At 71.4% G+C, this 10,401-nt stretch carries 12 protein-coding genes; all 12 read right to left on the bottom strand.

The genetic code is table 11. From position 1 onward, the window contains the following. Positions 1 to 95 precede the first annotated feature (95 nt). Positions 96 to 1,280: a GDSL-type esterase/lipase family protein gene (locus ACFV3R_RS07160; protein WP_385576847.1), complete on the bottom strand. Its 1,185-nt coding sequence runs from the start codon at positions 1,278 to 1,280 to the stop codon at positions 96 to 98. Positions 1,281 to 1,401: 121 nt separating this feature from the next. Then, positions 1,402 to 1,971 (bottom strand): TetR/AcrR family transcriptional regulator, encoded by a 570-nt coding sequence (locus ACFV3R_RS07155; RefSeq protein WP_385577482.1) that lies wholly within the window; start codon positions 1,969 to 1,971, stop codon positions 1,402 to 1,404. A gap of 216 nt (positions 1,972 to 2,187) precedes the next feature. Further along, positions 2,188 to 3,876 (bottom strand): peptidase, encoded by a 1,689-nt coding sequence (locus ACFV3R_RS07150; protein ID WP_385576843.1) that lies wholly within the window; start codon positions 3,874 to 3,876, stop codon positions 2,188 to 2,190. A 158-nt stretch (positions 3,877 to 4,034) separates the two neighbouring features. Beyond that, positions 4,035 to 4,907 carry a tRNA pseudouridine(38-40) synthase TruA gene (truA, locus tag ACFV3R_RS07145; RefSeq protein WP_385576840.1) on the bottom strand — a complete coding sequence of 291 codons (873 nt, stop codon included), beginning with the start codon at positions 4,905 to 4,907 and terminating at the stop codon, positions 4,035 to 4,037. A gap of 179 nt (positions 4,908 to 5,086) precedes the next feature. Continuing rightward, entirely contained in the window at positions 5,087 to 5,581 is a 495-nt protein-coding gene (gene rplQ, locus ACFV3R_RS07140; protein WP_385576838.1) for a 50S ribosomal protein L17, read from the bottom strand. 137 nt (positions 5,582 to 5,718) lie between these two features. Continuing rightward, positions 5,719 to 6,741 carry a DNA-directed RNA polymerase subunit alpha gene (locus ACFV3R_RS07135; RefSeq protein ID WP_385576835.1) on the bottom strand — a complete coding sequence of 341 codons (1,023 nt, stop codon included), beginning with the start codon at positions 6,739 to 6,741 and terminating at the stop codon, positions 5,719 to 5,721. A gap of 188 nt (positions 6,742 to 6,929) precedes the next feature. After that, on the bottom strand, positions 6,930 to 7,556 hold the full coding sequence (gene rpsD / locus ACFV3R_RS07130; RefSeq protein ID WP_385576833.1) for a 30S ribosomal protein S4: 627 nt from the start codon (positions 7,554 to 7,556) through the stop codon (positions 6,930 to 6,932). Between the two features lie 29 nt (positions 7,557 to 7,585). Beyond that, the gene (rpsK, locus tag ACFV3R_RS07125) at positions 7,586 to 7,990 is read right to left on the bottom strand and encodes a 30S ribosomal protein S11 (RefSeq protein WP_028427781.1); all 405 of its coding nucleotides are present in this window, start codon (positions 7,988 to 7,990) and stop codon (positions 7,586 to 7,588) included. A 63-nt stretch (positions 7,991 to 8,053) separates the two neighbouring features. After that, positions 8,054 to 8,434 carry a 30S ribosomal protein S13 gene (gene rpsM, locus ACFV3R_RS07120; protein WP_385576830.1) on the bottom strand — a complete coding sequence of 127 codons (381 nt, stop codon included), beginning with the start codon at positions 8,432 to 8,434 and terminating at the stop codon, positions 8,054 to 8,056. Between the two features lie 197 nt (positions 8,435 to 8,631). Beyond that, positions 8,632 to 8,745, bottom strand: a complete 114-nt coding sequence (rpmJ, locus tag ACFV3R_RS07115; protein ID WP_003956441.1) for a 50S ribosomal protein L36 — start codon at positions 8,743 to 8,745, stop codon at positions 8,632 to 8,634. A gap of 55 nt (positions 8,746 to 8,800) precedes the next feature. Beyond that, positions 8,801 to 9,022, bottom strand: coding sequence for a translation initiation factor IF-1 (infA, locus tag ACFV3R_RS07110; protein ID WP_003956442.1), 222 nt, complete (start codon positions 9,020 to 9,022; stop codon positions 8,801 to 8,803). 428 nt (positions 9,023 to 9,450) lie between these two features. Beyond that, positions 9,451 to 10,287, bottom strand: coding sequence for a type I methionyl aminopeptidase (gene map, locus ACFV3R_RS07105; protein WP_385576827.1), 837 nt, complete (start codon positions 10,285 to 10,287; stop codon positions 9,451 to 9,453). Between the last annotated feature and the right edge of the window lie 114 nt (positions 10,288 to 10,401).

The raw sequence follows: 10,401 nt of genomic DNA, 5'->3' as shown, positions 1-10,401 counted from the left end.
ACCACCACAACCCCAAACAACGGGTCACTTTACACCCCACCCGGGGGTCGAGGGGCCCCCCCCCCCCGGGCGCGGGGGGGCGGCGGCGCCTGCGCTCAGGAGCCCTGGGCGGCGAAGTGCCCGCCGGCGCCGAAGGCCAGGGCCGCGAACCGCTCGCCGATGCGGCGCTGGGCGGTGGCGTCCGGGTGGAGGCCGTCCGGCAGCGGCAGTTCGGCGGCGTCGGCCTCGCCGTAGAGGGCCCGGCCGTCGAGGTGGTGCAGGTGCGGGTCGTCGGCGGCCCGCTGCGCCACGATCCGGGCCAGTTCGTCCCGGATGACGCCCAGGGTCAGCTTCCCGCCGGCCCGCTCCGCCGGGTCCCCGGTGGCCTTGAACAGCAGCCGGCCCGCGCGCAGCGCCTCGACGTCCGGAGCGGTGGGACCGGGTGTGTCCTCGTGCAGGGGGCACAGCAGCGGCGAGACGACCAGCAGCGGCGTCCTGGGGTGGCCTTCCCGGACCGTGTCGAGGAAGCCGTGGACGGCCGGCGTGAAGGCGCGCAGCCGCATCAGGTCGGCGTTGACCAGGTTGATGCCGATCTTGACGCTGATCAGGTCCGCGGGGGTGTCCCGCAGGGCGCGGGCGGTGAACGGGTCGAGCAGGGCGCCGCCGCCCAGCCCGAGGTTGACCAGTTCGACACCGCCCAGGCGGGCGGCGAGCGCGGGCCAGGTGCCGGTGGGGCTGGCCGCGTTGGAGCCGTGGCTGATGGAGCTGCCGTGGTGCAGCCACACCCGGCGGCCCCGGTCCGGTACCGGCTCCACGGGGGCGTCGGTGCGCAGGGCGACCAGCTCGGTCCGCTCGTCGTGCGGCAGCCAGATCTCGACGTCCTTGACCCCGTCGGCCAGGCCGGTGAAGCGCAGGGTGCCGGACGCGCCGGGCCGCGTCTCGCCGGGACCGCCGGCCAGGTCGACGGTCTGGACGTCACCGCCGCTCACGCTGCCCTGGCCGGCCAGGCGCCCGTCGACGAACAGGTCGTACACACCGTCCGGGCGGGGCGGGAGGCCGGTGTAGACCCGCTTGGTGGGCACCGTCTCCAGTTCGACGGCGGTGGCCCGGGTGCGGAAGGCTAGCCGGACGCCGGAGGGCTGGGACTCCGCCATGGCGAGCTGTGCGTCGGCGCACTGGGCGCGGGCCCGGGCGGGCAGCCGGTGGGGCAGCACACCACGCGCGGTGCGCTCCAGCTCCAGGGCGCCGCGCACGAGCTCCGCGGTGATCGGGGTGGTGGTCCAGCCGTGCTCGGTGTCCATCGTCCTCAGCCTGTCGGTTCGGGGGTCTTCGAAGGGGTCGGTGCTGCGGGGCGGGGCTGCCAGGAGGCACCCGGGGGCCACTGGTCCCGCCGGCGCCGGGCCGGGCGCCCGCAGCCTGACGTCAGGGTGCGGGCCAGTTCCGCAGCAGGGCGTCGAGGGCGTCCAGCGTCCGCGTCCAGGACTCCTGCGAGTCGGGGGCGCTGTGGTCGAACCCGCCGCTGAGCTCCAGGTCGACGTAGCCGTGGAAGACGCTCCCCAGCAGCCGGACGGCGTGGGTCTGCTCCGGCTCGGCCAGGTCGTAGCCGCGCAGGATCGCGCGCATCAGCTGGGCGTGCCGGACTCCGGCGCTGGCCGCCGCGGTCCGGGGGTCGAGCCGGAGCCGGGCTGCGGCATAACGCCCGGGGTGCTCCCTGGCGTAACCGCGGTAGACGTCGGCGAAGGCGGTCAGGGCGTCCTTGCCGGCCCGCCCGGCCAGGGCGGCGGCGGCCCGGTCGGCCATCTCCGCCAGGGCGAGCAGGGCGATCCTGGTCCGCAGGTCCTGGGAGCTGCGCAGGTGTGAGTACAGGCTCGCGACCTTGACGTCGAAGCGCCTGGCCAGCGCGGAGACGGTCACCTGGTCGAACCCGACCTCGTCGGCCAGCTCCGCGCCCGCCAGCGTCAGCCGTTCCGCGGTCAGCCCGGCACGCACCACGAGCGCCACCTCCTCCTGCACAGTCAGCCTAGGGCTTCACGGCTTTCACCTAAAGCCATTAGGTAAAAGCCTACTCCACCAAGAGACCTGTCGCGGTTGCCCCCGCCGGCGCCCAGGCCCGCCCGCCCCCGCAACGACGACAGTCCGCGCCGCCCCGGGGGGCGACGCGGACCGGACTCGTCTGCGACCGCAGCCGTCACAGCTCAGGAAGGGGCCTCAGAGCGCGGAACCGCCCCCGCTCCGGCGCCGCCGGGCCGCCAGGACCAGCCCGCCACCGGCGCAGAGCGCCACCAGCGCGGCACCGGCGACCAGCGGGGTCCCCGCCGCGCCGGTCGCCGCCAGGCCGCCGCCGGTGGGCGCTGCCCCGCCCTGCGCACCCGTGGCGGACGACCCGCCCGAGGAGTGGGTGGCGCCCGCCGACGGCGAGGCGGTCGGCGAGGGGGAGGCGCCGGCGCCGCCGTCCGTCCCACCGCTCGCGGACTCGTCGCTGGCGTTGAGGACCAGCTTCGCCGCGTTGTTGCCCTTCTCCGGGTCGAAGTCCAGTGACCCGACCCCCGGGCCCTCGGCCGCCAGCGCGACGGTGCCCTCGGCGTCCGGCACCACCTCGTCCACCGCCAGGGTGAACGGGAGCCCGAACTTCGCCCCGTCCAGCACCCAGTAGTCGGTGGCGCACACATAACGCGGCGCACCGAGCTGCTTCTCGCGGTACGAGCCGTCCGCCTCACGGGCGATGCAGGCCGCGGGCTTCTTCGTCACCCGGGCGCCCCGGGGGATGCGCACGTCGACAGCGGTGACGGGCTCGCCGGAGCGCAGGTTGGCCACCCAGGCGGGGCCGCGGTTGCGGAAGCCGACCTTCACCCGCACGCTGTCACCGGCCGCTGCCCGGGCCGCGTCGCCGAAGACGGCGAAGTCGGCGGTGTTGGCCACCCTGATGTCGGTCTCGGTGGAGTTGTCCGAGGGGTCGAGGTCCCCCGCCCGGGTGGCGGGCGCAGCCACCGCCTTCAGCGTGGCGCCGCTCCCCTGTGTGTAGTGGGCGCCGCCCCGCAGGCTCGCGCGGGAGGCGGCGGTGTCCTCGTGGACGCCGATGCCGAAGATCTCGTTGAGCGCGGCCTTGGAGGCCCGCACCCGCAGCGGCACGTCCAGGCCGTACGTCACCCCCGGCTCGAACCGACCGGTCAGGCGGCACAGCACCTCGGTGGACGGCGCGAAGTCCGCCCCGCCCTCGCTGTACGCGCAGTTGCCGAACCGGTCGGGGAAGCGCATGCCGTGCGTGGCGTGGAAGGACAGCAGCACACCGTCGGCCGCCACCCCGCCGCGGTTGGTGAACGCCACCTTCGGCCGGTAGACCTGCCCCTTGGCCAGCTCCTGCTGCTGCGGCAGCTTCTTGACCACCAGGTCGGCCCCGCCCACCGTCACCGTCGTCGAGACCGGCGTGAACCTCGCCCCGTCCGCCTCCCCGGTGACCTTCAGACTGCCCGAGGCGCCCACCTTGCTGCCGCGGGCGGCGACCACCTTCACGTGCGGGGCCTCGTTGCGGCCGGGCAGCGGACCGTAGTCCTCGCAGGTCCACACCGTCCCCGTGTGCGGGCACTTCGCCCCGGAGGGCCTGGTGACGGTGACCGTGGCGACGCCCTTGAGGTCGCCGGCGTCCACCCGGACCCGGTACTCGAACTCCGGGGGCTCCTCGCCGGTGCGCGGGTCGTCCAGCCAGTACTCGATGCCGGACGCCTTCGGAGCGCCGCTCTCCGGGTAGGGGTGGAGCGCGACGTCGGCGGGGCCGCCGAGGGTGAAGACCGGCTCCTCGGCGGCCTGCGCCGGGGCGGAAAGCCCCAGGGCGGTCATCCCGAGGACGAGGAGGGCGCCGGCGGCTCTCGCCGAGCGGGCGGCGGGCAGGTTGCGTCTCATACAGAGCCTTCTGTAGGGGCTGACGAGGTCGGTGCACCGATCCGGTGCACAGGGAAGACCTCTCACCCCATGGCACGGTTGTGCGACGCGGAGTCACGGATGCACAACAGCCGGCACCCTGGCCGCCCCGCGCCCCGACCGCCCCGCACTCCCCGGGCTCAGCAGCAGCCGTCCGCTCCCCCGCCGTCCGACAGCACCGGCAGCGTCCGCCGGTTGCGCGCCTGGCGGTTGCGCTCCATCAACAGCTCGTCCGCCGGGTAGCCGACCGCCTCCAGCGTCAGCCCGTGCGGCCGGACCACGTGGACCGCCGAGTCCCGCACACCCGCCGCCAGCACCTTCGCCGGCCAGTCCGGCGCCCGGTGCCCGTCCCCGACGAACAGCAGCGCCCCGACCAGCGACCGCACCATGTTGTGGCAGAACGCGTCCGCCTTCACCGTCCCCGTCACGATGCCGTCCTCGCCCCGCTCCCAGCTCAGCCGCTGGAGGGTGCGGATGGTCGTCGCGCCCTCCCGGCGCTTGCAGTACGCCGCGAAGTCGTGCTCGCCCAGCAGCAGCTGCGAGGCCTCGTTCATGGCGTCCACGTCCAGGTCCCAGTCATGCCAGAGCACGTGGCTGCGCAGCAGCGGGTCGACCCCGCCGCGGTGGTCGCTGACCCGGTAGGCGTAGCGGCGCCAGATCGCGGAGAACCGGGCGTTGAACCCGTAGGGGGCCTCGGCGACCCGCCATACCCGCACGTCCTTGGGCAGCCGGCCCGCGAGGCGCCGCAGCAGCTTGTCGGCGTGGTCCGCCCACAGCGCGGCGGGCAGGTCCACGTGCGCCACCTGGCCGCGGGCGTGCACGCCGGCGTCGGTGCGGCCGGCCACCGTCAGCTCGAAGGTGTGCTCGGAACGCGTCACCGTCCGCAGGGCGCTCTCCAGCTCCTCCTGGACGGTCCGCCGCCCCGTCTGCTTCGCCCAGCCGGAGAACTCCGCCCCGTCATAGCTCAGGTCCAACCGCACCCGGACGTGGCCGGGCTCCACCTCGTCGCTCACGGCGGCGATCCTCTCAGGCGACGGCCCGCGACCAGGACTCCTGGAGAAGTACGCGGAACCGGATGACACGGGAAAAGCGACGGGCCCGCCCCCCGACAGGGAGCGGACCCGGATCACGCCTGTGGCGCGAACGCCCCGGCCGGCCCCTGACGGAACCGGCCGGTGACCACCATGGGTGATCAGGCGTCCTTGGACTCCTCGCCCTCGGGCTTGGTGTCCTCGGCGGCCTCGGTGGACTCGGCCTGCTTGGCCTCGTCCTCCTTGACGGCGCGCTTGGTGGCGGCCTCGGCCTCGGCGACGGTCGCCTTCTTGGCGATCTCGCCCTCGACCAGCTCGATCACGGCCATCGGGGCGTTGTCGCCACGACGGTTGCCGATCTTGGTGATGCGGGTGTAGCCACCCGGACGCTCCGCGAAGCGCGGGGCGATCTCGGTGAACAGCGTGTGCACGACGGACTTGTCGCGGATCTGCTGCAGCACCAGGCGACGGTTGTGCAGGTCGCCCTTCTTGGCCTTGGTGACCAGGCGCTCGGCAACGGGACGCAGACGGCGGGCCTTGGCCTCGGTCGTCGTGATGCGGCCGTGCTCGAAGAGCTGCGTCGCCAGGTTCGAGAGCAGCAGACGCTCGTGAGCGGCGCTACCGCCGAACCGGGCACCCTTGGTGGGACGCGGCATGTGTTTCTCCTAGTGATCTGCACCGGCCGTACCAGGTACCGGTGTCAGTTACCGACGAGCGGACGCCCGCCGGAAGCCTTGGGTGAGCGCGCCCGTGGGCGGCCGGACTCGCGCCCGGCCGCCCACGGGGACACGGCTCAGTACTGCTCGGTCTCGACGAACCCGGCGTCCGCGTCGTCGTCCGCGCCGAAGGCGTCGGCGGCGGCGGTGGGGTCGAATCCGGGCGGGCTGTCCTTCAGGGCCAGGCCCATGCCGGCCAGCTTCGCCTTGACCTCGTCGATCGACTTCGCACCGAAGTTGCGGATGTCGAGGAGGTCCGCCTCGGAACGCGCCACGAGCTCACCCACGGAGTGGATGCCCTCACGCTTGAGGCAGTTGTAGGAGCGGACGGTGAGCTCCAGCTCCTCGATCGGCAGCGCCAGGTCGGCGGCGAGCGCGGCGTCCGTGGGGGACGGGCCCATGTCGATGCCCTCGGCGTCGATGTTGAGCTCGCGCGCCAGACCGAACAGCTCGACCAGGGTCTTGCCGGCGGACGCCATGGCGTCACGCGGGCGCATGGCCTGCTTGGTCTCGACGTCGACGATCAGCTTGTCGAAGTCGGTGCGCTGCTCGACACGGGTCGCCTCGACCTTGTAGGTGACCTTGAGGACCGGCGAGTAGATCGAGTCGACCGGGATACGGCCGATCTCCTGGCCGACCTGCTTGTTCTGCACCGCGGAGACGTAGCCGCGACCGCGCTCGACGGTCAGCTCCATCTCCAGCTTGCCCTTGGCGTTCAGGGTGGCCAGAACCAGGTCGGGGTTGTGCACCTCGACACCGGCCGGCGGCGCGATGTCGGCGGCGGTGACCACACCCGGGCCCTGCTTGCGCAGGTACATCACGACCGGCTCGTCGTGCTCCGAGGAGACGACGAGCTGCTTGATGTTGAGGATCTGGTCGGTGACGTCCTCCTTGACGCCCGGCACGGTGGTGAACTCGTGCAGGACACCGTCGATGCGGATGGACGTGACCGCCGCACCCGGGATCGAGGACAGGAGGGTCCGCCGGAGGGAGTTGCCGAGGGTGTAGCCGAAGCCCGGCTCCAGCGGCTCGATGACGAACCGGGAGCGGAACTCGTCGACGACCTCTTCGGTCAGCGACGGGCGCTGCGCGATAAGCATGCTGTGCTTCCTTCAGTCATGGCACCCGCTATTTGATGCCAGCTGACGCCGGACGGTGGCCCGGCGTACATATCACAGGGATATGGCCACAAGGATACGGGCGGCGCGACGCGAACCGAAACCGGTCCGTGTCACACCGCCCGCCCCGGTGTGCGCTCCCTCACACGGGGTGAGGGAGCGCTGAGCCCTTACTTGGAGTAGAGCTCGACGATCAGCTGCTCCTGCACCTGGGTGTCGATCACCTGGCGCTCGGGCATGCTGTGCACGAGGATCCGCAGCTTCGAGGGAACCGACTCCAGCCACGCCGGAACGGTCCTCTCGCCGGCCTCGGCGGCTGCCACCTGGAAGGGGGTCAGGTTCCGCGAGGAGGGACGGACCTCGATGATGTCGTTCACGGCGACGCGAGCCGACGGGATGTCGGTCTTGCGGCCGTTGACGGTGATGTGTCCGTGACGGACCAGCTGACGGGCGTGGTCGCGGGACTTGGCGAAGCCGGCCCGGTAGACCACGTTGTCCAGACGGGTCTCGAGGATGCGCAGAAGGTTCTCACCGGTCTTGCCGGTCTTCTGGTTCGCCTCCTTGTAGTACCCAAGGAACTGCTTTTCAAGGACACCGTAGATACGGCTGCACTTCTGCTTCTCACGGAGCTGGAGCAGGTACTCGCTGTCCTTGGTGCGCCCGCGACCGTGCTCACCCGGGGGGTAAGGACGGATCTCGATCGGGCACTTCGCGCTCTCGCACTTGCTCCCCTTGAGGAAGAGCTTCTGCTTCTCCCGACGGCAACGCTTGCAGTCGGCCCCGGTGTAACGCGCCATTGTCTAGTTATCTCCTGTTTTTCAGCTGGTCAGACGCGGCGACGCTTGGGCGGGCGGCATCCGTTGTGCGGAGTCGGGGTGACGTCCTGGATCGAGCCGACCTCAAGGCCGGTGGCCTGGAGGGAGCGGATCGCGGTCTCACGGCCGGAGCCGGGACCCTTGACGAAGACGTCGACCTTGCGCATGCCGTGCTCCTGCGCGCGACGCGCGGCCGACTCGGCAGCCATCTGCGCGGCGTACGGGGTGGACTTGCGCGAGCCCTTGAAGCCGACGTGACCGGCCGAGGCCCAAGAGATCACGTTGCCGGTGGGGTCGGTGATCGAGACGATCGTGTTGTTGAACGTGCTCTTGATGTGAGCGTGCCCGTGGGCGACGTTCTTCTTCTCCTTGCGGCGCACCTTCTTGGCGCCGGCCGTACGGCCCTTCGGAGGCATGTGTTTCTCCCGTGGAGGTGGTCGGTCCTGCAGCTGGACCGCTGATAAGCGTGAAGCTGAGGACTACTTCTTGCCCGGCTTCTTCTTGCCGGCGATCGCGCGACGCGGACCCTTGCGGGTACGGGCGTTGGTGCTGGTGCGCTGACCGTGCACCGGCAGACCGCGACGGTGGCGCAGACCCTGGTAGCAGCCGATCTCGACCTTGCGGCGGATGTCGGCCTGGATCTCGCGACGGAGGTCACCCTCGGTCTGAAGGTTGTTGTCCACGTAGTCGCGGATCTTGACCAGGTCCTCTTCCGCCAGGTCGCGAACGCGGGTGTCCGGGTTCACGCCGGTGGCGGCGAGGGTCTGCTTCGACAGGGTGCGACCGATGCCGAAGACGTAGGTCAGGGCGACCTCCACGCGCTTCTCGCGCGGGAGGTCAACGCCTGCGAGGCGTGCCATTGATGTGGCTCCAGATGACTATTCGGAGGTCTTCCGCAGCACCGTTCCCGTAAGACTCTTGAGCATTACGAGCCGGGTCCCCGGCCTCCGAGCCGGGGGTGTCGTCCCCGCGCGAGAGAGACGCGAGGGGTCGGGTGTCTGCGTATGTACGTGTGTCGCGTCGCGCGAAGGAACTGCGAAGTGCAGGTCGGTGTGCGTCAGCCCTGGCGCTGCTTGTGGCGCAGGTTGTCGCAGATGACCATGACCCGGCCGTGGCGGCGGATCACCTTGCACTTGTCGCAGATCTTCTTGACGCTCGGCTTGACCTTCATGGGATGTGAGGTTCTCCGGGTCAGTGCGACCACCCCGTGAGGGTGGCAGCAAGATCTACTTGTAGCGGTAGACGATCCTGCCGCGCGTCAGGTCGTACGGAGAAAGCTCCACCACGACCCGGTCATCGGGGAGGATACGGATGTAGTGCATCCGCATCTTGCCGCTGATGTGCGCGAGGACCTTGTGACCGTTCTGAAGCTCCACCTTGAACATCGCGTTCGGGAGGGACTCGATCACGGTGCCCTCAATCTCGATGGCACCTTGCTTCTTGGCCACGCTTCGCCCTTCGAATCGGCTACCTTGATCGACCCTCGTCGGGTCACCCCGCCCGAGCTGGGAACTCCAACGGGCATACGGGTGCACGAGAGCCGACGCGTTAGTCTACGTCAGCCGTCTGGAAAAGACGAATCCCCGATTATTGCCCACCGGGGAGATCGTTACGCGCGCGGCGCCGCACCGGTTCCACCGCCGGCCCCGCCCGAAGCCCGGCCTCCCCCACCGGCCTCCCTGCGGGCCCCGCCCGCCACGGCCCCGGAAGCGGCCGCCCACCACCCGCGCGGGAGCCTCGCCGGTGCGTGGGCCCCCACCCCCGGGCGCTCCGACGCCTTCGGTACCCGGCACCCACGGGCCCGCGCCGGCAGGCGCCCGCCCGGCGCCGACGGACGGGGGCAGGCAGGCACCGGTCAGGCGCCTGCCGGGAGGGCCTAGCCCAGCGGGTCCGGGGCGATCTCCACGCCGTACTCGGCCAGCTTCGCCCGGCCGCCGTCCACCGCGGTCAGCACGAAGGGACCCTCCTCGGTCACCGCGATGGTGTGCTCCCAGTGGGAGGACCAGCCGCCGTCGTTCGTCTTGACCGTCCACTCGTCCTCGAGGACGTGCGTCTTGGGCGTCCCGAGGTTGATCATGGGCTCGACCGCGAGGCAGAAGCCGGGCACGAACCGGGGGCCGCGGCCCCGACGGCGGTCCACGTAGTTCAGCAGGTGCGGGTCCATGTGCATCTCACTGCCGATGCCGTGACCGCCGTAGTCCTCGACGATGCCGTACTTGCCGGAGGAGGGGCGCGGCTGGCGCCGGATGTAGCCCTCGATCGCCTTGGAGACGTCCACCAGCCGGTTGCCCTTGCGGACGGCGGCCAGCCCCGCCCACATCGACTCCTCGGTGACCCGGCTCAGCTCCACCAGCTCGGGCGCGTGGCCCGACCCGACGAAGGCCGTGAACGCGGCGTCACCGTGCCAGCCGTCGACGATCGCGCCGGCGTCGATGGAGATGATGTCGCCGTCCTGCAGGACCGTGGTGGTGTCGGGGATGCCGTGCACGACCACGTCGTTCACCGAGGTGCAGATCGTCGCGGGGAAGCCCCCGTAGCCGAGGAAGTTCGACTTGGCCCCGTGCTCGGCCAGGACCTTGCGGGCGACGTCGTCCAGGTCCTTGGTGGTGGCCCCCGGGACCGCCGCCTCCCGCGTCGCCGCGTGCACCGCGGCGACGACCAGCCCCGCCTCGCGCATCTTCGCGATCTGCTCCGGGGTCTTGATCTCCACCATGACGGCTGACGCCTTCCTGCACCGACGAAAAGAACTGCTGCCGCGCGGGACCACGACCCGGGCCGGTGCGCGACGCGGATACCCACGATACGGCCGCGGCACCCCGAGCGGGTA

It is taken from the genome of Streptomyces sp. NPDC059740, assembly GCF_042733155.1.
Lineage (GTDB): Bacteria > Actinomycetota > Actinomycetes > Streptomycetales > Streptomycetaceae > Streptomyces.
The sequence above is the reverse complement of the archived record's forward strand: the minus strand, read 5'-3'. Positions and strand labels throughout refer to the sequence as shown.

What these genes read in the sequence shown, in the direction of transcription:
- ACFV3R_RS07150 (WP_385576843.1), bottom strand. Translation starts at nt 3,876, where the DNA reads ATGAGACGCAACCTGCCCGCCGCCCGCTCGGCGAGAGCCGCCGGCGCC.
- rplQ (WP_385576838.1), bottom strand. Translation starts at nt 5,581, where the DNA reads ATGCCGCGTCCCACCAAGGGTGCCCGGTTCGGCGGTAGCGCCGCTCAC.
- ACFV3R_RS07160 (WP_385576847.1), bottom strand. Translation starts at nt 1,280, where the DNA reads ATGGACACCGAGCACGGCTGGACCACCACCCCGATCACCGCGGAGCTC.
- rpmJ (WP_003956441.1), bottom strand. Translation starts at nt 8,745, where the DNA reads ATGAAGGTCAAGCCGAGCGTCAAGAAGATCTGCGACAAGTGCAAGGTG.
- map (WP_385576827.1), bottom strand. Translation starts at nt 10,287, where the DNA reads ATGGTGGAGATCAAGACCCCGGAGCAGATCGCGAAGATGCGCGAGGCG.
- rpsK (WP_028427781.1), bottom strand. Translation starts at nt 7,990, where the DNA reads ATGCCTCCGAAGGGCCGTACGGCCGGCGCCAAGAAGGTGCGCCGCAAG.
- rpsD (WP_385576833.1), bottom strand. Translation starts at nt 7,556, where the DNA reads ATGGCGCGTTACACCGGGGCCGACTGCAAGCGTTGCCGTCGGGAGAAG.
- ACFV3R_RS07135 (WP_385576835.1), bottom strand. Translation starts at nt 6,741, where the DNA reads ATGCTTATCGCGCAGCGCCCGTCGCTGACCGAAGAGGTCGTCGACGAG.
- rpsM (WP_385576830.1), bottom strand. Translation starts at nt 8,434, where the DNA reads ATGGCACGCCTCGCAGGCGTTGACCTCCCGCGCGAGAAGCGCGTGGAG.